Origin of the sequence: Flavobacterium sp. (assembly GCF_052437795.1) — a bacterium.
Taxonomy (GTDB): domain Bacteria; phylum Bacteroidota; class Bacteroidia; order Flavobacteriales; family Flavobacteriaceae; genus Flavobacterium.
Genome location: NZ_JBQVPA010000003.1, coordinates 357,150 through 375,973, shown reverse-complemented (window position 1 = coordinate 375,973; position 18,824 = coordinate 357,150). Strand labels below are relative to the sequence as shown.

Sequence of the window (18,824 nt, the reverse complement as noted above, 5' to 3'; positions counted from 1 at the left end):
TTTACAGTAAAAAGCACCGTGCGATGTAAATGGCAACGCTTTTCATCTCTATTACACAGGTAATAGTTGTGACCAGAAGAACTGTTACTGCTATCCACATAGCTTTACGCCACCGGGAAAATTGGAGCACATCCTCTTTGCCGCCCAAACAATCTACTATCACGACGGTAGCCCCATCGGTCACGGTTTTCTTCAGTTTTACACCTGCGGCATTGTAAAGGTAAATTAATTTCCCAACAGATAACCAGCCCCAGCACCCAACATCCCGATAGCTATCGGGAAATATAATTGCCAGCAAGTTTACAACTGGCATACACAACCACAACCGCCGTAATGCTCCCTCTAACCCAATGGTTGGCTTTGGGTTTGTGGGTACGGTTTTAGAGGGAGTGATTGCGGTGGTGGTTACTGGGTTGTGGGGTTGCGGTGGGTGTGGAGGAGATTGTAATTTATTACAATCAGGCTCCAACGAAATGAACTGGTTGATTATTTGCAATAACTGTCATCGCTTAGTTTAATCATTTCTTGATTTAAGTTGATTTCAAGTACTCGTTTATTCTACATATTGTTTTAAAACCTTCCTTTCCATATTATTGTCAGGCCAAATTTCAATTTTATAATAGTCATTATCTGTATCCTTTGCTAAATCAGGTTCTTCCACGGTACTAAAATTAGATCCGTATACTCTCACTCTGTAGTTGCCTGGTGTTATCCTTAAAGATAATTCAACATTACTATCAGGGCAATCTAAAATCTCTAATTCTTCTGATGAAATAGTAATTCCACCTTCTACAATATTGTCATATAAATGATAATCTATAAAATCTTCAGGCTTCTCTATAACTTTTATTTCACCTTTTATATAACCATAACTATATGTTCCAATACCTATAATGCCATTTCCTATCGCTAATCTTTGCGAAATAGCTTCATCAGTCCAAAAACTATCTGAACCTGTATCATAATTAGAGGTTTTATCAGCAATATAAAATTGATTGTACTGAGTATAAAATTCAAAAGTCTGTTTCATATTTGTTTTTTTATAATAGTGACATTGATATAAAAAAATTACGCTTAGCAAAACTAAATATTTTCTCATACTATTATTATTTATTATTATACTCCGACTGGGGATAAAAGAATTGCTAATAATATTAATACTCCTGCACCTATTACCGTAGTTCTTATCTGTTGCTGTGAAGGTGGATTTATATGTATTGACGGATCAATATGTCTCATTCTATTAGGAACTGGGACTGAAATTGGGTCAGGCTCAGGCTCAAGTTCTTTATCTTTTGGGACAGGTAATACTAAAAAAGCATCTTTGTCATTTAATCTTTTTGATAATTGAGTAATTTGACCTCCTTCTATTCTTTGCTCTCCTTCAGGTACATATGTAACAAATGCACCTTTACCTCCCTCGTAGGTTGCTGCGTAAGGATATTCTTGTCTTTCTAAACCTTCTTTTTTTCGAATTGGAAAGGGAGATAACGCGTCGGTTCTATTTTTTTGTTTAAGAGCCTTATTATTTTTCATTATGTGAAAAAAAGAAATTAAGAGTATAGAAGAAGTAATAGATATTACTGATAAAATAGATTTGGCATGTGAGGTTTTAGGTAGTCCATATCCAATATGGAAAAGCGAAACCATAGAAAAGCAACTTGCATTGGAGAGGCTTCCGTACCAGCGAATAACTTAGCAGTTTTTGACATTACTCGATTTACAATACCAGCTGTAGCTGATGACGCAACTTCATTTGTTATATCTGTATCTCCGACCTTCAAATTAGCAGGGACTGTAAATAATATTGCTTGTGCGAAAGATAATGTAAAATCGTAACTCACACTAACTCCATTCGGAGTAATCCTAATTAGTGAAACGTTGAAATAAACCCCCACTACGGCAGACTCTTGCCATCCATTAAAGGTTTTAAATTTAAACGATTTCGGGTCAGGATAAGCAGCAGCAGATTCGCCTGATTTGGATTTGGATGAACCAAATGAGTCCGTTTCATTTTCCGCACCATTCTCACCTGATTTTTTTTCATCTCTGTTTGCATCTGCGCCACCTCTGCCGTCAATTATATTATTCCCATCATTATCAATTGCACCTCCTAAATTACTGGAGAATGTACCATCATTGTTATTTGTATATTTTGTTCCGCTTTCAGAACTCATTAATTTATCAATGAACGATTGTGACAGCATTCCATCGGGGTCGAGGAAGTACATCGGGTTATCCATTGCATAATTATATGGAGACCATCGTCTTCCTTTCTCTGCTAATGGGTCAATATTCATCCATCTTCCTATTGCTGGGTCATAAAGTCTTGCTTCATAATCGTACAAGTTAAGCCCCAGTTCGTCTTGAAGCTCCTTGCCATTGTACTTATACTTCTAAGGGTTTGCAAACCTCTATATATAGCTATAGAAACAAAAGAACGTCCAAACACATAACTCTCTATCTCTTCAAAAATAGAATTTTTTATGTATCGGAACGTTGTTTTTTCTTACTATTTGTACTGGTGGTTAAAAGTAATTTAAAATACAAATCAGGTGGTAATGCCTTTGCAATTTTTATAAAATGTTCGATAAGGAACTTGGCATCATTTTCTGGTAAGTTTGTAAGTACAAATGATACTGCAAATAGAAAAAGTAATAGGTGTTTTAAATCTCTCATAATTATTTGTTTTAAAATTATGAGCGAAAATATTTTTATGGTTTTTCCTAAAATAGGACACTACAACAAAAAAGGAAATATTTGACTTTTCAATCTTGTGTTTTTCAGCACATTATATCTGATAAAATATTTTTTTCACAAAAATGTCCTACGGGAACATCCAGTAAATATTGGTGCTCCCGAAGATTTTAACATTTAAATCCACTTTTTCCAGTTTTACAATGGAAAAAACTTATTAATCAGTTGCCTTTGCTCCAAGCTATCAACCCTAAAATACTTTTCGGTAGTGCTCGGCCACTTATGCCCCGCCAGTTCCTGAACGTCCTCTAAAGACATTTTCTTTTCATTTAACCAGTTGGATATAACGCTCATTCGGATGCTTCGGGGATTGAGCGGTCTGTCGGGGTAAAGAACCGCAAGCGGCTCAATCATTGCATTGATACCATCCACAGAAATAAGATTACCCAACTTGTTCAAAAGCAGTTTATTTATTTTACCCCTCCACATCATCATCGGTCGGGTCTCATTAATGTAATTATAGAATAGCTGTATTTGGTTAGACTTTAATTCAAGTGTTCTCCTATTTAATTTGCTGGAACCTTTTATATAGATGGTCCCATTATCCAAATCCACATTACCCACTTCCAGCCTTATCAGTTCATCGCTGGTAAGCCCTTGATAAATCAATAAAGAAATGATGACCTTATTTCTCAAGTCCAAATGCCTGTAACGGTTCTCACGGTGCATTAGGGCTTCCAGTTCCTTGTTGGTAAATAAGTCCTGTAATTGGATGCTTTGGTTATTTGCCTTTTTCAGGGTGATGGTCATGCATGGGTTTTCCTCCCTTTGTCCCGTATAGACCAGATAATCATAGTACCGTTTGATAGCAGCAAGGACCCTGTTGCAGGTTTGGGCGTTGGGGTAGTGTTCCCGAACCCCAGCCATGTAGCTGACCAAATCCTGATATTTATACCTCTTTGCCTTTGGATGCAGTTTCAGGAAATTGTTTATAGTATAGAGATAATTCTTTGCGGTTTGTCCTGCCAAATGCTGGTAAAGGTATTTTTCAAGGGTCAGGTTTTTATCCATAAGCTGATTCTGATATTAATTGATGTTGCCTTATTTTGGCCACTGTGCGTTTTTTGTTCTTCAAGGCATAGATGTACGAGGTGTTTATGAAAGAATGTCCCAGAAAGCCCCTGATGAAGTTTATGCCCGCATTTTTCTCCATCAGGTGGTGCGCTATGCTGTGCCGTAAGCAATGTAGGGTAATTTCCTTATTGATGATGGCTTGGTTTGCTGACCGCTCAATGATTTTCTTTAGGGTTTCGCATAGGGTTTCCCCGCTCATCCGCTTGCCCCGCCTGTTGATGAATAGTGCGGGTTCTGCATGCCTTCCCGTTACCAGTTGGTAACGGTATTCGGTTATGTATTTCTTTATATCAAGCAATACCGTATCACTCATCGGGACTTCACGCCGTTTGTCCCCTTTGCCGTTCCGTACAATGAGTATACCGCTGGAGAGTTGAATGTCTGAGGTATTGATACGCTCCAATTCAGACCTTCTAAGGCCGCATCCGTAGGCAACTGACAGGATTGCCATCTCTAACGGGTTTTCGGTGTTCTGGTAAAGTATTTTGATTTCATCAACCGTCAGGTAGCTTCTGTCCTGCTGGTCGTGCCGCCCGTGCTTTGGGATTTGGAACGCCTTTACCAATTCCCCTTTGTCTAATAGATGCTCGATGAAAATGGAAATTGCCAATAGGTGGAGTTTTATAGTGTTGTCAGATAATGTGCCGCCCCTTGTCCTGTTTGGCCGCTCCGTGAGATAATGATAGTATTTCATCATATCGGCGGTGGTAAAGTTTTTAATTTCTGCAATGCCCTGGCACTCTATCCAGATAATAAATTCTTTTATATTGCCTTGGTACATCTTCCCTTTAAAACCTCTTGCCTTTATGAAAACATCATAATCTTTGTACAGGTTCTGAAAGGCGGGTGTCTGTATTTGCTTTACCATAAATTTTATTTTTTTGTGGGTCATTCGGTTTTTGCTATACTGTTTCCTCCGAACTGCGAACACCAGCGGCGTATGCCCTTGTTTTACTGGTGCTGGCGTGTTCTTTTTGGTGGGTTTACAGGCTTTCCAGTTGTTGGGTCAAATCCTTCTTAACCCTTGCCTTCAATTTTTCAATGTTATCCCAATAGCTTATCACATATTTAAACCCTGTGTTGGCAGAGCCTTCAACCGCCTGTATGTATTCCAGTTCCTGCAATAGTTGGAAATATTTGAATACTGTAGTCTTTGCAAGGTTGGTATATTGGCGCACCTCAATCTGTTTGAATTTATAAGTGGTACCTGTAGGCTGTGATTTTACAAAATCTTTCAATTTTTCAAAGAATTGTCGGGAACTGCCGTCCAGTTCATCAACCTTGAGGATAATGGCATTAAAAAATATTTCAGTGGCTATCCTCACATCTTCCTTAGTTGCAATCAATCGGCCCTTATCATCGGTCTTACGCTGGTATTGGTGCAATAGGGTTATCTGGCTGATAAAGTCTTGGTATTGTTCATTAAGCCGCCGTAGCATCTTGGCATCCAATGGAAGGGTTATCTTATCGGCAAAGGGATTTACCACTTGGTACTTCTTTAAAACCCGCATACAGTTCCTTAGCAATTGCTTGGCCTCATGCTCGCTTTCGGTATCAACCATTCCCGCACGCTTCCTGTTTTGCCGTTCGATAATCCGCTGGGTCTGGTCCGTGCTTTCATCAATGCCCTGCATGATGGAACGGCTGGCATTATCAAGGTAAATTTCCGCTTTGGTGGTAGCCACAAGGCTGGCAAAGTTGGCATTTACCACCTTCTGTTTTGTCCTCATATTGCCCTGCCTGTCTTTCACAACGGTAGAACTTCCCAGCCTTTTATTGCTCTGGGCTTCACGAAACGCAAATTGAGCCTCTTCGTCCAACCCGTCAAAGTCCTGAACTATTACCAGCTTATCAGTAAGGTCTTTTTCGCCGTGATTGTAGAGGGCTTTGGGTGTTATCCTTGTCATATCCATAATATCTTCCTGCGGGATGCATTGGGCAATGGCATTAATCAGGTGCGATTTGCCACCGCCTGAGGTTCCCTGCACCATACCGTGAAGGGTATTTTGGAATTTATAGCTTGAACTGATTACAAAAAGGCTTATCCTGTTGGTTTCTTCCCCTACAATGCCTGACTGCTCCAATAGCTTATCAATGTCCTCCATCAGTCGGGGATTGGATAAAAATTCAACCGCTTTTTCTGCCGCTCTTGGGGTAAGTTCCTTTTCAGAATACTTGTCGGTTATGAGGTTCGCATCGGCTTCAAATAGCGTTTCCCGATGTTGCTCCAACAAGTCGGCCAATAGTATAAGGTCGGCTTCCAGCAGGTTAAAGTCCATGCCCTGTTTTTCATTAAGCTGCTGGCATTGGTATTGCACGCTGGTAAAGTCGAACAAATCCGCTTTTATTCGGTGCTTTCGCTCGGTATCCTTGTCAACGATGCTCAATGATACTTTCATACTCCCCAAGTCGTTCGGCAGGTAGCCAATCACAAAATACTGTGCGGCCTTGCCTGTGAATTTTATCTTTTGCTCGGAAATGATTTCAAGCTGGGTGGCCTGTTTTGCTTTCCTTTCATAACCGTTAATCAGTTCTGCAACGCCTTCCATACCGTATGCCAACCAAAGGCTGTTCAGGTTAAATCCGTCTTCCAACTGGACGGTATTTATCTGTACTTGGGGCTGTATTGCCTGTAATTGTGGATATATATTTTCCATAATTTTTTAATATTTGATGATGATGATTTCCTCCAGTTCTTTCAGGGCCTCAATAGCTTCCAGATGCTGGGGTAATAGTTCCCCGTTATGCAGGGCCAGTACCGCTTCCCGCTGGTCAAGTGCTTTGGACTGCAACAGGCTTGCGGAATCCATAAGGGTCGGTGTGATAAACAGCCGCTTGGTGCTGGCGTGCGGATAGCTGGGGTAAATACCTTTATCATTCAGGTAGTCTTCCTGAGGCGTTGCCATATCAAACCTGTAAGCATAGTAGTTGACTATTTGGCCCACCTTGTCAATTAGCGGGAATATCAACCCATACCGTCCAAATACTGTGTAAGCCGTCATAGAACTATCCCGAACAGATGCATCGCTTTTTACCAGCAACCCCAACTGTTCATAATGGTCTTTGACCTCCTGTTTGTCCCGATGATGGAACTGGCCGCTATTAAACCCTATCCTTAGGTTATTGTAATCAAGGCCAATGCTTTTTAGGTATTGCTTTGGTTTTTCGGCTTTGCCGTTCCTAATGCCCGTTTCAAAGGATTGGAAGAGTTGGTTAAGGTCTTTCATTGGCATCAGGTTTATTGCTAATCATTTCGGCGGCTATTTTGGCAATCTTTTCTAAAGGTGTAATATTTCCGATGGAATGATACTCAACATCGCTTATGCGCCAAAAGGTTTTCACATCATTCAATAATTCCAGATAATCTATTGCTTGCATTTCATTAAGTTTACTGATGAAAAATGCAAAATCCACTTCCCATTTTGTTGCAAGGTCATAGTATCCATTGTTTTCAATAAGGTCTGAAATATCATTATCCTTCCAGTTTAGACAATTTAAATAAGGTATTTTGCCATTCATGGAATCATAAATTAAATTCATCTCATTTGGACTTAATCCCATTTTTTCTGCTGTACTCATAGATTTTAAATTTTAGGTTATTTTTAAGCATAAGAATCCCGCTTCGGGTATTTCACCGAATTTTTTGATTATTGTTAAGCATTGGTATTTGCGGGCCTAAAAGTTACATCCCGCCGCAAGGATAAGAGGAAGATGGGATACCCGCCAGCTTTTTATCCATTTTCTTCCCTGTTGTATTTTATAAACTATTGGTTCTTTTTAAAACCTGCTGATTATCATCTCATTGACAAGACAAAATTACGTATGTAAAATCACATAAAAAAACCTGTTCCGATTTGGGTATTTTTTCACGCATTAACATTATGTGTTTATTTCTATAGAGTTTACACTATATATTTGCAACAAAAAAAAATAATAAATCCTAATTTATGGCAGAAACCACGCAGGACGTTGCAAGCCTCATACATTTTGATGATATGGTAGCTAAATCCCTGAGGGAGCCTATGCCAGGGTATGAGGGTATAGCCGTCTATCAGGCCGTTCTATTACTGGCTCTTAGTACAGGGCTTGAAATGTCATTCATCTTTACTTTAAAATGGAAAGACTTGTTAAGTCTCGGTTCAGAAAATGATGCAAAGGTTAAGGATGAATTATCAGTCCGTAAGTATAGCATCCCACTGCATCCAAAAGTAAAACAGCTACTGTCACAGGTATATGCCGTGCTAGGTTTTCCAGAACTTGATTCCTTGATAATTCAAAGGCTTCACGAAAATCCTTATGTTGAATTTAACAGGCTTCCAGAATTTATAATGAGGACCATCAACTCAAATAATATTAAGTTCCTGAAAATGGATGAAGCACTTATTGCGAAATTCAATTTTGACGAGTGTTCGCAGGTCTATTTCGGACGAAGGGTGTTAAAGGTTTCAGGCTACACAAATGAATCCTGCAGGGCATTAAAACAACACTTTGGGTTTAGGTCAAATCAGGCCCTTTTTGATTTTTTAGGATATGGTTCAAAAGAAGAAATTGTATATTGGCTGCACCACATTAATCTGGATTGCGATGCCCCGATTGTGTTTGAGGATAAGAATTTCAATGATGGCTTCACAAAGACAGGAGAACCAATGCACCCATTCCAGAAATTTACGGCATTTTCAAAGTTCCTATTGACTGGTAAAACTTACTATTCCGAAATGGTAACCAATAGCATCTATCTGCTCTTATGGACCAGTCTTTACAATGGTGTGCGGCCATCAACACTAATACGCCTGAAATGGAAGCATATTTTAGAAGTAGATAAAACCAACCTGACCATTGGGGTTTGCAGGCTTATAGCCTTTGAGAGTTACACTATAGCCTTTGGTAAGGAATTAAGGGATAAGCTATTGTACCAATTCGAGCTTTATGCTGAAAAGGAGCATCCAAATATGCTTGAAACCCGTGAAAACAGATATGAAAACAAGAGAATAAAATACAAATACCTGCCAAATCTTAATTCGCCCATATTCTTTAATAATTCAGGGAATCCTATTACCCAGCCGAGCCTGTCCCGTGAAATTAAAAAGGCATTACAGCAAATGGGATTTCCGCATGCAGATAAATTTACTTCCAAATCTACTGTTATAATGTACGGCAGGAGGGTACTTGAAATCAAAGGAAACCATAAGCCCACTATCCAAAAATTAAAAGAGCACTTCAATTTCAGGAGTACCGAACAATTGTTTGATTTCCTATACCTTGACTATACTAAAAATAAGAAGGAAATAGAATTGATATTTAAGGAAGGTAAAATGAGAAAGAATATGTTTGAGGAAATATTATACGACATTTAGGGTCGTGACAGCTCTATCATAAAGCCTTTTTACACTGGTTGAATTATGCTTTTTCCCTTGTGAAGTCCCAAAATTCAACTGGTTAAGCGCATCGGCAATCTTATCAAAACTTAACCCTTTGGCTCGGTACTCTACAATCAGGGCCGTAGCCTGTATGTTTGCCTTATTCTGTGCCGCTTTTTCTTTGATTACCTGCATTCCTTTTGCTTTGGCTTCATCGGTCAGGTTTTCAGGTGTGCCGAGCTTAAAATTTTTTTTCTTTTTTTCGGCTAATGCGGCCTTAGTCCTTTGCGATATAAGACCCGCTTCCATTTCCGCCAGCGCGGCATATAAATGGATGGTAAAATTGGTTGCCTGTGGCAGGTCGCATGCCACAAACTCAACACCAGCTTCCATTAACGAACTTACAAAAAACACATTCCTTGCAAGGCGGTCAATCTTGGCGATAACCAACACGGCATTATTTTGTTTGGCAAATTCAATGGCTTTGTAAATTTCAGTCCTTCTCCTTTTGGATGTACCCGTTTCAATCTCCGTGAACTGGTTTAGTAAAATCCCATCATTGTTGCTGATGTAATTTTCAACCATTGTCCTTTGGGCCTCCAATCCCAATCCAGATTTTCCCTGCTCTGATGTACTTACCCTAAAATATGCTACAAACTTTTTCATATAAGATTTTTTAAATAATCCAGCGGACCTTAAACATCCGTTTGGAATCCGCTGGATATGCCACGAGGATACGATGGAATTATTTCCCGTGCAAGTTTTCTTAAATATTTTTAAGCGGGAAGCCCCGCCAATAGGGCGTTACCTAAAATAGTTCCGTTTACCCCACGGCAAAATCTGTCTTTTTCCCCACGGCGGAATATTTATCAAATAAAGGTAAATATGAACCAAAATGAAAAAGAAGGAATCAATGTGCTTTCCCTGTTCGATGGGATAAGCTGTGCAAGGCTCGCCCTGGAGAAGGCGGGTATTAAAATCAATAAATATTACAGTTCAGAGATTGATAAATCCGCATTGAAAATACAGGAGCATCACTATGGCAGTGACCCCAATTTCATCCAGTTGGGAGATGTAAGGAATATTAAAGGCTTAGACTTGGCCGATGAAATTGATTTGGTGGTGCTGGGTAGCCCCTGTACTAATCTTTCATCTATTAACCCGATTGACAGGCGTGGCCTTGAAGGGAGTGAATCCAAACTGTTCTATGAAGCTATTAGGATTATTAAGGAAATATTTATTTTCCAGCCGTACCACAAAAAATTATATTTCCTGATGGAGAACGTTGCCAGCATGAGGACAGTTGATAGGGACAAGATAACTGAGGAGCTTAGCAATATCTTTGAGAATGAAGTGCAGTTGTTGAAAATAGATTCGGCATTGGTAGCTCCAGCGCACCGCAGGAGGCTTTACTGGACTAATATTCCAAATGTGACCATTCCTGAACCTGCTGGGTTGAACTATGCCGATATATTGGAAAACGGTTATGTGAACCGTGACAAGGCCAATGTATTGCTGTCGGGCAACGTAACCCTGACCAATGGTATTTTCAGGCACTTTAAAATGAGCATCGGTAACATTATATATAAAGAGAAGGATTTTGCAGAGGTGCCAACTGAGGAAAAGTTATTGAGGTATCCACAAATATTGGCCAATTCAGGGTATGAGGGAAAAGCACGCAATATTACGGATGATTTGGATTTTCCGAACGGCTGTTACAGGCATCCGACTATCAGGGAATATTCAAGGTTGATGACAATACCAGACGATTATGTTGATAGTGTCGCTGGGGTTTCAAAAACCGAAAAGCAAAAGACCCTTGGATTGGCCTTCACGGTCGATGTGGTTGCCCATCTGTTTCAAGGTTTAAAGTAAAGTGTTTTATAAAATAATGAAGCGATCCCGGTGGGATCGCTTCATTATTTTTAGTCATATCCTTCGGCCCTTATATCTTCGTGGACTTCCCGCATCGTTTGCTTGTAGCAAGGCGTACAGTAATAATTGCCGTTGCCATTTGGTGAAATCCTGTTATAGTCATCAGTAAGGTCTTTGCCGCATACCATGCAGTGGATTTCCTGTTTTGGCTCGTTAGCTTTTTCCTGATATTCCCGTTGCATTGACTTGTCGCATTGATGGGCTACAACGAATAAAACTATCACAATGCATACTATAGTGTAAAGTGTGTTTTTCATTTTATCTCCATTTTAGAATTTACGGATTGGAACTACATAAAGGGTCTGGTCTTTCTGTATCTCAAATGTCCAGTTATTAAATGGGGTAGTTGCTGAATTAACTGAAAAATCAGTATTCCATGATTTGGTATTATTACTGCCTTGGGAGGAAGACCAGTGGTTATTTACTTCTATGTTTAAATCCCAATGGCTGCGGAAGTGATTGTAAACCGCAATTAGTTCATCCTTGCTTGGTAAGAACCAATCCGATTTCCCGCCATGCTCGTAGTCAGCACATATTTTAGCGGCGTAGTTGCCATTGCCGATTGCATTAACTATTAATTCTGTGTTTGCGGCACCTGTGCCGATTGCAGTGCCAAGCCCTGAAATGTCAATCGCATCATACAGATTATCCACATCTTCCCATTTCGCCAAGCCTAAGGTGTTGGCCACTTCATATCCATGCCCATCAGCAGCAAGGTAAAAGACAATACCGCCTCCAGGGCCTGTGTCGCCAATTTCAAAAGATGTGTTTGGGTAGGTGTCAGGTCCGCCGTCATTAATGGGTGAACTGTCATCGCCTGAACAGGCGGTTAGAAATAGTGTAATTGCCAGCAGGGCCGAACTTAATAATTGTTTTTTCATTGGTTGATATTTTTAAGGTTTGGGACAAATATAACCCATGCGGATATAACTCCGCAAGCGGAATGATTAAATTTTTCATGCATTCCTCAATTTTGTGCAATGCAGAAAGAGCTTGACGATATTAAAAGAGAAGTAACCCAAAGAATTTACAAGGAGTTCCAAAGTAAATTCGAAGGGAATAACCGCAAGTTCGCCAAAGCTGTTGGATGTGATGAGAAGACCATACGCCTGATATTCGACCACAACCAAGGCATGACCTTAAATTTGTTTTTTAGAATTGCTGCCGCTATAGAAGTTGAGCCTTCCGTATTATTGGAAGGATTAAACTTTAAAAAAGAAAATTAACCCATCCTTTTCTGATTTAACAATATCGATAGTTCCTGAAACTCCATTTTGCTTACCCTGTCCATCTTTATAAGGATAGGTAGCTTTACTGGCTCATCTTCCAATATCCTCTTTAGCTGGTCAACCGTTAATATAATTTTCATATTTTCCTTTTAATATAAATAGTTTGCCATGGGGAAATACTCAAAAATTGGCAAAAAATATTTCTGAATTTTCCGAGGCTATCCGATTGGCCGTATAACTATCGCTAATAACCACCTATGTAAGAGCGGATACGCCGAAGGCAATTATATTTTTTACGAAATAACACACCCAAGGGGAGGGAGGACCCACACACCAATCTGTATAAAAGGTCCAAATTTGGTTAAAATCAATGATTTTCTTATTGGGAATCTTCGTCATACGTGCTAACGATGGTACGGATTTGACCTTTTAAACATTTATTTAGTGTTCATCCTTTACATATTTATGCACTTTTCGTAAGATGGTTACAAGAGATTCAGGTCTCCCATAACATGAAACTAATAATCTATGAATGTTTCAACTTACACAGTACGCATCGGCAAAAGAGCCAAAGGTGCAAAGCCACATCAACCTCACAGAGGTTTTAGAAATTATAAAGAATGGGGATGAGAACCTATCACTAATTCAATCCGCCAGGGCGTTTGGAAAGGGCAACCCTAAGTATGATACCATTAAGACAACGCTCCTGCCAACCTTCCGATTCAATTTCCTATTTGATGGTTCAGCGGCCAATGATAGAATTACAGCACCAACGGGCCTTATCTACTTGGATGCTGATAATGTAGATACCATCCCAGACAGCCCTTATATACTCGCCAGATGGAAATCATTGTCAGATACTGGCTTTGCTATCCTTATAAAGGTAACTGGATTAACTTTAGATAGCTATAAAGATACCTATAACCACTTATCAGAATTGATTGGCATTACCAGCGATGCAGGCGCACGCAAGGCAACCCAACAAACCATACAAAGCTATGACCCCAATCTGTATTATAATCCTGATGCTTTGGTGTATGAATGTACTGAAAGTAAAAAGGTCTCACACGCTCCTATAAAGAAAAGAGAGAAGTGTATAGGGACGAATGAGACCTTTTATAATGAGAATGATGGCACTATACGATTTAATAATATTGATGACTACTTTACTGGTGAATATGCTGATGGCGATTACAGGGTATTTGATGTAAAGGAATGGATTTGCAATCCTTATATTATCAGGATAGAGGAAGGTAATAGAAATAAAACCATATTCTTCTTATTATCACAATATGCCTTATTAAATCCCAATGTCGGCAGGGGCTGGTTAAAGGCCATTGCTGACACCATTAACAGTAAGATGTACCCAAACCTATCAGGGAGGGAGATAAGCCTTGTAATAGATAGTGTATTGAAGAAAAGGGAAGCGGGTTCATTGGAACTATACCGCAATGATGAAAGGCGGGTACTATTTAATCCCAAGGCGTTGCTAACACAAAAGGAAAAAATGAATATAGTAAACAGAGAGCTTGGCAAGCGTAAATCTGATTTCACAAAAAAGGTTATTTATCAAGTGCTAGAAAACTGGAACTTTGAAGCCGATGGGAAGATTACGCAGGAGAAAGTGGCAAAGTTTGCCGAAAGGGGAGAATCCACTGTAAAGAGGCACTGGGCCGATTTTAAGGCTTACTCTAAAGACCTAAATGATAGTTACCATAAACCCACCAATGCAATGGATAAGGCAATAGAGGCTGAGGCGGTACCAAATGCGATACAATCTTTCAAGCTTGATGACCAAGTAAACCTATATGAATTATTACCCGTGCTGTCCTTCTCCGTTCAGGAAAGCATGGTCATTATCGACGGGTTAAACAGGGCAAAGGTCTCAATGAAAGAGCTGGTAACGTATATCGGACACCAAAGGAAAGAGCAACAGTATAATGATTATAGCGGTGTTCCAATTACACCAGAACAAGTAAACCTTTTAAGAAATATCATAGCTGCATAAAATCGGATGATCCATCATCTCCCCACCGGGGAGATGGTGGATTCATCTTATATAGCAGTCTTGCCATTTCTTCTGCAAAGAAAGCTGGCGTGGGAGAACTGGATTATTTACCTTCATGGCAAACAATAAAGAAACCATGAGAGATAACACACCAAACCTAAACGGCTTCCCTACCGATAACAGCCCCAGCACCCAACTCATATACGATATTATTGCCAGCAAGTTTATGACTGGAATTGAGAACCACAACCGCCGTAATGCACCCGCACCGTCTCCCTTTGTCCTATTTGTAGTTGTATTGCAGGGTGTAGTTGCCTTGGTAGTATTGTTTGGGGCGGTGGTATGGCGGGTTTGGAAGAAATTAAAAAAATAGCACGGATTGCAAATCCGCGCTATCCTACCGAGGACATATCCGCGCTATCGGGGTTTTAATCTGCAATATACCTGTTCCTTGTAAATTCAAAGAATTTACCAGAGTCTTGCACAATGGTTTCAAGCTCAATTGGTATGTAAGAAATCATTTCTAATTGTCCAAAAACAAATCCCCAATGACTACAGAATGTAGAATCTTTTACAATTTCAGGTATATATGAAATCTCAAATCCATTTTTTGGCAACAATTTCCATACAGCATTATTTTTCCTTCTTATAGTTTCACCTATATAGATAGCAATGTAGTAATCTAAATCTTTGTCTTTTCTTTTTATTTTTTTATAGTTAGTATTAATAGTATCCGACAAACTTTTAAGATAAGCAGAATCATCATCAAAAATAACTTCAAACTTCAATAAAGTTGATAGTTTCTCAATATTAGTTGAAATAAAAGAATCTATAATTTGAACCTGTTCCTTATTTCTTTCCCAAAATGTGATATTATTACTTATTGGATAAACTTTAGTATCAATGATTTTAATCATATCATTATAATCATCAAAATATAGTCCTTTATTCCCTCCTAACACAGGAGGTCTTAATATTGATGTACCATCCTTAAAAATTATTACGAAAGCTTTATTATATTCTACTATATACGATTTAGAGATATCATTCTTTTTTTTAAGCTCAATTACATTTAAATCATTCAAACTTAAAATTTTAAAATTTTGACTATACATATTTGTTGACACAATTATTATTAGTAAATAAATCAATTTATTTTTATTCATAATGATTATTTTAAAGTTACTGGTGGTGTAGTCATGTTATTTTCAGTAGCAATCCCATTCATATTTTGCAATTGGAAGCGTACAATCATATTTGTACCGTCCATTCTATATTGTGCTGTATATTGATACAAGCTTATATTATGTAAACTTGCTCTTGCCACAACCGATGGTGAAATCTTGACACCACTAGTTGTTACCAATGTTAATGATGCAGCGGATGCTTTCATCTCCCCGACACTGCCATAATATCTATATTCATAAGGCACTGCCAAAGCAAGGTTAGCAAGGTGACCTGCAATTTGGCCAGCACTTGTAGAATTGTAAATAGTGCCATCTTTTGCTTTCACTTCAAACCATGCCGCTTCGTCTACTTCTATATTTGGTTCATAAAACGGTGTCTGTAAAATTCCGTTTGCAGTAGCATCAGGAACTGTGTTCCGATTGCCACCTGTTTTTAGCGTTGTATTTCTTCTGTAATTGTCGTTTACCAAGCCAGGCATTGATAAAGCAGAATTATTCCATGCGTTTTCAAAAAGCCGTCCGATATAATTTTGCAAACTTCCAGAACTTAGGGAAGGCTTTAAATTTTCAGCATGGCTTGTCAATGTCTTTTTATCTAATGATTTCCAATTTTCTACAATTTCTCTCTTTCCAGTATTTGCATCTAAACGTACTTCATCTCCATTTACCTCTGCTTGGGCTAAATCACGCTGTAACCCAGCTACAAAACTTTGAGCAGCTCCACCTGAAAGAGTGAAATCCATTCCATCAGGGTCAATGAAAATGACAGGATTGTTATTGGCATACATGTACGGATTATTACTGTACCGTCTCTCCGCCAGCGGGTCAATATTCATCCATCTGCCAATTGCAGGGTCGTAATTCCTTGCCCCGTAGTCGTACCAGTTAAGCCCCAGCTCATCCTGCAGCTCTTTGCCGTTATACTTATACTTCTAAGGCTTTGTAAACTCCTTTAATTTATAAGAACGTAAATCAAATATATAAATAATCTTACAGTTTTAAGGAAAACCTCAATTTTTGTAAATAGATTATTTTGTAAATTTAACCTCTTGTTTTCAATTAGTTAAACCAATAAAATTTTAAACACTATGGGTAAATTTGTAATTACAAAAAGAACAAATGGAGAGTATCAATTCAATTTAAAAGCAAGTAATGGTCAATTAATCCTTACCAGTGAAGGATATTCTACAAAATCAGGTTGTCAGAATGGTATTCAATCGGTAAAGAATCATGCTCCTTATGATTCATACTATGACCGTAAAACTTCTACAAATGGGAAGTATTATTTTACTCTCAAAGCGAGTAACGGACAGGTTATAGGCGTTAGTGAAATGTATGAGAGTTCGAGCGGTAGAGATTCTGGAATAGAATCAGTTAAGAGTAACGCTCCGACTGCTTCGACAGAAGATTTAACCTAAAAGGACTATAAAGCCATCGTAATGATGGCTTTATTTTTATAGCGGGAAAAACTTATTAATCAATTCCCTTTGCTCTAAGCTATCAACCCTGAAATATTTTTCGGTAGTACTTGGCCATTTATGCCCTGCAAGTTCCTGAACGTCCTCTAACGGCAGTTTCTTTTCGTTTAGCCAGTTGGATACAACACTCATTCGGATGCTTCGGGGATTGAGCGGCCTGTCGGGATAAAGCACTGTAAGCGGCTCAATCATCGCATTGATACCATCAACCGAAATAGGGTTACTTAGTTTATTCAGCAACAGTTTTTCGGTCTTATTTTTCATCCAAAGCATTTCGGGCCTCACCTCATTGATGTAGTTGTAGAAAAGCTGGATTTGGTTGGCCTTCAAATCAAGGGTTCTCCTGTTTAGCTTACTTGAACCTTTGATATAAACCGTACCGCTATCCAAATCCACGCTACCCACTTCCAGCCGTATCAGTTCATCACTTGTAAGCCCTTGGTATATCAGTAGCGAGATAATAACTTTATTCCTCAAATCCAAATGCCTGTAACGGTTCTCACGGTGCATCAGGGCTTCCAGTTCCTTGCTGGTAAATAAATCCTGTAGCTGGATGTTTTGGTTAATAGATTTTTTTAGGGTCAGGGTCTGGCATGGGTTTTCTTCCCTTTGGCCCGTGTAAACCAAATAATCATAATACCTTTTGATAGCGGCAAGTACCCTGTTGCAGGTTTGGGCGTTGGCGTATTGTTCCCGAACCCCAGCCATATAGTTAACCAAATCTTGGTATTTATACCGCCTTGCTTTGGGATGCAGTTTCAGGAAGTTATTGATGGTATAGAGATAGTTCTTTGCGGTTTGTCCTGCCAAGTGCTGGTACAGGTATTTTTCAAGGGTTAGGTTTTTATCCATAAGCTGGTTCTGTTATTAATTGATGTTGCCTTATTTTGGCCGCTGTGCGCTTTTTGTTCTTCAAGGCATAGATGTATGAGGTGTTGATGAAGGAATGCCCCAAAAAGCCCCTGATGAAGTCTATACCCGCATTGTTCTCCATCAGGTGGTGCGCTATGCTGTGCCGTAAGCAATGCAGGGTAATTTTCTTGTTGATGATGGCTTGGTGTCCCGACCGCTCAATGATTTTCTTTAGGGTTTCGCATAGGGTTTCCCCGCTCATCCGTTTGCCCCGCCTGTTGATGAATAGCGCGGGTTCCGCATACCTTCCCGTTATCAGCTGGTAACGGTATTCTGTTATGTACTTCTTTATATCCGAAAGTACCGTATCGCTCATCGGGACTTCACGCCTTTTATCTCCTTTGCCGTTCCGTACAATCAGCATCCCGCTTGACAGTTGGATGTCACTTGTATTGATACGTTCCAATTCAGACCTCCTAAGCCCACATCCATAGGCTACTGACAGGATTGCCCTCTCTAACGGGTTTTCCGTGTTCTGGTAAAGGATTTTAACCTCGTCAACGCTCAGGTAGCTTCTGTCCTGCTGGTCGTGCCGTCCGTGCTTTGGGATTTGGAAGCCTTTTGCCAATTCCCCTTTGTCTAAAAGATGCTCGATGAAAATAGTTAAGGACATCAAGTGGAGCTTTATGGTGTTATCCGATAATGTGCCGCCTTTAGTCCTGTTTGGCCGCTCTGTCAGGTACTGGTAATACTTCATCATATCGGCGGTGGTAAAGTTTTTAATTTCAATAATGCCCTGGCACTCCATCCAGATGATAAACTCTTTGATATTGCCTTGGTACATCTTTCCTTTGAACCCTTTTGCGGTAATGAAAATATCATAATCTTTGTACAGGTTTTGGAAGGCGGGTATCTGCATTTGCTTTGCCATAAATTTTATTTTTTAT

Annotated in this window: 24 protein-coding genes and 1 pseudogene; 7 read left to right on the top strand and 18 right to left on the bottom strand. The window is 39.4% G+C overall.

Going from position 1 to position 18,824, the window contains the following annotated elements:
* Positions 1 to 29 precede the first annotated feature (29 nt).
* Complete coding sequence (locus ACT6R0_RS11955; protein WP_444653636.1) at positions 30 to 218, top strand: hypothetical protein; 189 nt, start codon at positions 30 to 32, stop codon at positions 216 to 218.
* Positions 219 to 553: 335 nt separating this feature from the next.
* Here the strand turns inward: ACT6R0_RS11955 and ACT6R0_RS11950 are convergent, their stop codons facing one another.
* From ACT6R0_RS11950 to ACT6R0_RS11910, 9 genes are all read right to left on the bottom strand, one after another.
* Entirely contained in the window at positions 554 to 1,030 is a 477-nt protein-coding gene (locus tag ACT6R0_RS11950; RefSeq protein ID WP_444653635.1) for a hypothetical protein, read from the bottom strand.
* Between the two features lie 86 nt (positions 1,031 to 1,116).
* Entirely contained in the window at positions 1,117 to 1,536 is a 420-nt protein-coding gene (locus tag ACT6R0_RS11945) for a NucA/NucB deoxyribonuclease domain-containing protein (protein WP_444653633.1), read from the bottom strand.
* 44 nt (positions 1,537 to 1,580) lie between these two features.
* Positions 1,581 to 2,348, bottom strand: a complete 768-nt coding sequence (locus tag ACT6R0_RS11940; protein WP_444653631.1) for an RHS repeat-associated core domain-containing protein — start codon at positions 2,346 to 2,348, stop codon at positions 1,581 to 1,583.
* A 136-nt stretch (positions 2,349 to 2,484) separates the two neighbouring features.
* On the bottom strand, positions 2,485 to 2,679 hold the full coding sequence (locus ACT6R0_RS11935) for a hypothetical protein (protein WP_444653630.1): 195 nt from the start codon (positions 2,677 to 2,679) through the stop codon (positions 2,485 to 2,487).
* A 216-nt stretch (positions 2,680 to 2,895) separates the two neighbouring features.
* Positions 2,896 to 3,768: a tyrosine-type recombinase/integrase gene (locus tag ACT6R0_RS11930; protein ID WP_444653628.1), complete on the bottom strand. Its 873-nt coding sequence runs from the start codon at positions 3,766 to 3,768 to the stop codon at positions 2,896 to 2,898.
* Positions 3,761 to 4,699, bottom strand: coding sequence for a tyrosine-type recombinase/integrase (locus ACT6R0_RS11925; protein ID WP_444653627.1), 939 nt, complete (start codon positions 4,697 to 4,699; stop codon positions 3,761 to 3,763). Before ACT6R0_RS11925 ends, ACT6R0_RS11930 begins: the two co-directional genes overlap by 8 nt.
* A 115-nt stretch (positions 4,700 to 4,814) precedes the next feature.
* Entirely contained in the window at positions 4,815 to 6,488 is a 1,674-nt protein-coding gene (locus ACT6R0_RS11920) for a hypothetical protein (RefSeq protein WP_444653625.1), read from the bottom strand.
* A gap of 6 nt (positions 6,489 to 6,494) precedes the next feature.
* Entirely contained in the window at positions 6,495 to 7,058 is a 564-nt protein-coding gene (locus ACT6R0_RS11915; RefSeq protein WP_444653623.1) for a hypothetical protein, read from the bottom strand.
* Positions 7,045 to 7,410, bottom strand: a complete 366-nt coding sequence (locus ACT6R0_RS11910) for a hypothetical protein (protein WP_444653621.1) — start codon at positions 7,408 to 7,410, stop codon at positions 7,045 to 7,047. Before ACT6R0_RS11910 ends, ACT6R0_RS11915 begins: the two co-directional genes overlap by 14 nt.
* Before the next feature lie 368 nt (positions 7,411 to 7,778).
* Between ACT6R0_RS11910 and ACT6R0_RS11905 the strand changes: the two genes are divergently transcribed.
* Entirely contained in the window at positions 7,779 to 9,185 is a 1,407-nt protein-coding gene (locus ACT6R0_RS11905; RefSeq protein ID WP_444653619.1) for a hypothetical protein, read from the top strand.
* Here ACT6R0_RS11905 and ACT6R0_RS11900 read toward each other — a convergent pair.
* Positions 9,171 to 9,854 carry a recombinase family protein gene (locus ACT6R0_RS11900; RefSeq protein ID WP_444653617.1) on the bottom strand — a complete coding sequence of 228 codons (684 nt, stop codon included), beginning with the start codon at positions 9,852 to 9,854 and terminating at the stop codon, positions 9,171 to 9,173. The two genes, ACT6R0_RS11905 and ACT6R0_RS11900, sit on opposite strands and share 15 nt — an antisense overlap.
* A 219-nt stretch (positions 9,855 to 10,073) precedes the next feature.
* Between ACT6R0_RS11900 and ACT6R0_RS11895 the strand changes: the two genes are divergently transcribed.
* Positions 10,074 to 11,063 (top strand): DNA cytosine methyltransferase, encoded by a 990-nt coding sequence (locus tag ACT6R0_RS11895; protein ID WP_444653615.1) that lies wholly within the window; start codon positions 10,074 to 10,076, stop codon positions 11,061 to 11,063.
* A gap of 50 nt (positions 11,064 to 11,113) precedes the next feature.
* On the opposite strand, the gene ACT6R0_RS11890 is transcribed toward ACT6R0_RS11895, so the two are convergent.
* Together ACT6R0_RS11890 and ACT6R0_RS11885 are read right to left on the bottom strand one after the other, a co-directional pair.
* On the bottom strand, positions 11,114 to 11,380 hold the full coding sequence (locus tag ACT6R0_RS11890) for a hypothetical protein (RefSeq protein ID WP_444653613.1): 267 nt from the start codon (positions 11,378 to 11,380) through the stop codon (positions 11,114 to 11,116).
* Between the two features lie 12 nt (positions 11,381 to 11,392).
* Positions 11,393 to 12,004 (bottom strand): hypothetical protein, encoded by a 612-nt coding sequence (locus tag ACT6R0_RS11885; protein ID WP_444653611.1) that lies wholly within the window; start codon positions 12,002 to 12,004, stop codon positions 11,393 to 11,395.
* A gap of 99 nt (positions 12,005 to 12,103) precedes the next feature.
* Between ACT6R0_RS11885 and ACT6R0_RS11880 the strand changes: the two genes are divergently transcribed.
* Positions 12,104 to 12,349, top strand: coding sequence for a helix-turn-helix domain-containing protein (locus ACT6R0_RS11880; RefSeq protein ID WP_444653609.1), 246 nt, complete (start codon positions 12,104 to 12,106; stop codon positions 12,347 to 12,349).
* On the opposite strand, the gene ACT6R0_RS11875 is transcribed toward ACT6R0_RS11880, so the two are convergent.
* Positions 12,346 to 12,492, bottom strand: a complete 147-nt coding sequence (locus tag ACT6R0_RS11875) for a hypothetical protein (RefSeq protein ID WP_444653607.1) — start codon at positions 12,490 to 12,492, stop codon at positions 12,346 to 12,348. The genes ACT6R0_RS11880 and ACT6R0_RS11875 overlap by 4 nt on opposite strands.
* 392 nt (positions 12,493 to 12,884) lie before the next feature.
* On the opposite strand from ACT6R0_RS11875, the gene ACT6R0_RS11870 reads away from it, so the two are divergent.
* Together ACT6R0_RS11870 and ACT6R0_RS11865 are read left to right on the top strand one after the other, a co-directional pair.
* On the top strand, positions 12,885 to 14,360 hold the full coding sequence (locus ACT6R0_RS11870) for a BT4734/BF3469 family protein (protein WP_444653605.1): 1,476 nt from the start codon (positions 12,885 to 12,887) through the stop codon (positions 14,358 to 14,360).
* Between the two features lie 136 nt (positions 14,361 to 14,496).
* Positions 14,497 to 14,733: a hypothetical protein gene (locus ACT6R0_RS11865; RefSeq protein WP_444653603.1), complete on the top strand. Its 237-nt coding sequence runs from the start codon at positions 14,497 to 14,499 to the stop codon at positions 14,731 to 14,733.
* 55 nt (positions 14,734 to 14,788) lie between these two features.
* On the opposite strand, the gene ACT6R0_RS11860 is transcribed toward ACT6R0_RS11865, so the two are convergent.
* The 3 genes and pseudogenes from ACT6R0_RS11860 to ACT6R0_RS11850 all read right to left on the bottom strand — a co-directional run.
* The gene (locus ACT6R0_RS11860) at positions 14,789 to 15,526 is read right to left on the bottom strand and encodes a hypothetical protein (protein WP_444653601.1); all 738 of its coding nucleotides are present in this window, start codon (positions 15,524 to 15,526) and stop codon (positions 14,789 to 14,791) included.
* Positions 15,527 to 15,531: 5 nt separating this feature from the next.
* Positions 15,532 to 16,335 (bottom strand): hypothetical protein, encoded by an 804-nt coding sequence (locus ACT6R0_RS11855; protein ID WP_444653600.1) that lies wholly within the window; start codon positions 16,333 to 16,335, stop codon positions 15,532 to 15,534.
* A gap of 12 nt (positions 16,336 to 16,347) precedes the next feature.
* Positions 16,348 to 16,443, bottom strand: a pseudogene (locus ACT6R0_RS11850) (hypothetical protein); the annotation flags it as partial.
* Between the two features lie 192 nt (positions 16,444 to 16,635).
* Between ACT6R0_RS11850 and ACT6R0_RS11845 the strand changes: the two are divergent.
* On the top strand, positions 16,636 to 16,965 hold the full coding sequence (locus ACT6R0_RS11845) for a YegP family protein (protein WP_444653598.1): 330 nt from the start codon (positions 16,636 to 16,638) through the stop codon (positions 16,963 to 16,965).
* Positions 16,966 to 17,001: 36 nt separating this feature from the next.
* Here ACT6R0_RS11845 and ACT6R0_RS11840 read toward each other — a convergent pair whose 3' ends face one another.
* On the bottom strand, positions 17,002 to 17,877 hold the full coding sequence (locus tag ACT6R0_RS11840; RefSeq protein WP_444653597.1) for a tyrosine-type recombinase/integrase: 876 nt from the start codon (positions 17,875 to 17,877) through the stop codon (positions 17,002 to 17,004).
* Entirely contained in the window at positions 17,870 to 18,808 is a 939-nt protein-coding gene (locus tag ACT6R0_RS11835) for a tyrosine-type recombinase/integrase (RefSeq protein WP_444653595.1), read from the bottom strand. The genes ACT6R0_RS11840 and ACT6R0_RS11835 overlap by 8 nt, the downstream gene beginning before the upstream one ends.
* Between the last annotated feature and the right edge of the window lie 16 nt (positions 18,809 to 18,824).

Excerpts from the sequence above, each read along its gene's own strand:
- ACT6R0_RS11955 (WP_444653636.1), top strand. The coding sequence starts at position 30 with ATGGCAACGCTTTTCATCTCTATTACACAGGTAATAGTTGTGACCAGA.
- ACT6R0_RS11950 (WP_444653635.1), bottom strand. The coding sequence starts at position 1,030 with ATGAAACAGACTTTTGAATTTTATACTCAGTACAATCAATTTTATATT.
- ACT6R0_RS11945 (WP_444653633.1), bottom strand. The coding sequence starts at position 1,536 with ATGAAAAATAATAAGGCTCTTAAACAAAAAAATAGAACCGACGCGTTA.
- ACT6R0_RS11935 (WP_444653630.1), bottom strand. The coding sequence starts at position 2,679 with ATGAGAGATTTAAAACACCTATTACTTTTTCTATTTGCAGTATCATTT.
- ACT6R0_RS11930 (WP_444653628.1), bottom strand. The coding sequence starts at position 3,768 with ATGGATAAAAACCTGACCCTTGAAAAATACCTTTACCAGCATTTGGCA.
- ACT6R0_RS11925 (WP_444653627.1), bottom strand. The coding sequence starts at position 4,699 with ATGGTAAAGCAAATACAGACACCCGCCTTTCAGAACCTGTACAAAGAT.
- ACT6R0_RS11920 (WP_444653625.1), bottom strand. The coding sequence starts at position 6,488 with ATGGAAAATATATATCCACAATTACAGGCAATACAGCCCCAAGTACAG.
- ACT6R0_RS11915 (WP_444653623.1), bottom strand. The coding sequence starts at position 7,058 with ATGAAAGACCTTAACCAACTCTTCCAATCCTTTGAAACGGGCATTAGG.
- ACT6R0_RS11910 (WP_444653621.1), bottom strand. The coding sequence starts at position 7,410 with ATGAGTACAGCAGAAAAAATGGGATTAAGTCCAAATGAGATGAATTTA.
- ACT6R0_RS11905 (WP_444653619.1), top strand. The coding sequence starts at position 7,779 with ATGGCAGAAACCACGCAGGACGTTGCAAGCCTCATACATTTTGATGAT.
- ACT6R0_RS11900 (WP_444653617.1), bottom strand. The coding sequence starts at position 9,854 with ATGAAAAAGTTTGTAGCATATTTTAGGGTAAGTACATCAGAGCAGGGA.
- ACT6R0_RS11895 (WP_444653615.1), top strand. The coding sequence starts at position 10,074 with ATGAACCAAAATGAAAAAGAAGGAATCAATGTGCTTTCCCTGTTCGAT.
- ACT6R0_RS11890 (WP_444653613.1), bottom strand. The coding sequence starts at position 11,380 with ATGAAAAACACACTTTACACTATAGTATGCATTGTGATAGTTTTATTC.
- ACT6R0_RS11885 (WP_444653611.1), bottom strand. The coding sequence starts at position 12,004 with ATGAAAAAACAATTATTAAGTTCGGCCCTGCTGGCAATTACACTATTT.
- ACT6R0_RS11880 (WP_444653609.1), top strand. The coding sequence starts at position 12,104 with ATGCAGAAAGAGCTTGACGATATTAAAAGAGAAGTAACCCAAAGAATT.
- ACT6R0_RS11875 (WP_444653607.1), bottom strand. The coding sequence starts at position 12,492 with ATGAAAATTATATTAACGGTTGACCAGCTAAAGAGGATATTGGAAGAT.
- ACT6R0_RS11870 (WP_444653605.1), top strand. The coding sequence starts at position 12,885 with ATGTTTCAACTTACACAGTACGCATCGGCAAAAGAGCCAAAGGTGCAA.
- ACT6R0_RS11865 (WP_444653603.1), top strand. The coding sequence starts at position 14,497 with ATGAGAGATAACACACCAAACCTAAACGGCTTCCCTACCGATAACAGC.
- ACT6R0_RS11860 (WP_444653601.1), bottom strand. The coding sequence starts at position 15,526 with ATGAATAAAAATAAATTGATTTATTTACTAATAATAATTGTGTCAACA.
- ACT6R0_RS11855 (WP_444653600.1), bottom strand. The coding sequence starts at position 16,335 with ATGTATGCCAATAACAATCCTGTCATTTTCATTGACCCTGATGGAATG.
- ACT6R0_RS11845 (WP_444653598.1), top strand. The coding sequence starts at position 16,636 with ATGGGTAAATTTGTAATTACAAAAAGAACAAATGGAGAGTATCAATTC.
- ACT6R0_RS11840 (WP_444653597.1), bottom strand. The coding sequence starts at position 17,877 with ATGGATAAAAACCTAACCCTTGAAAAATACCTGTACCAGCACTTGGCA.
- ACT6R0_RS11835 (WP_444653595.1), bottom strand. The coding sequence starts at position 18,808 with ATGGCAAAGCAAATGCAGATACCCGCCTTCCAAAACCTGTACAAAGAT.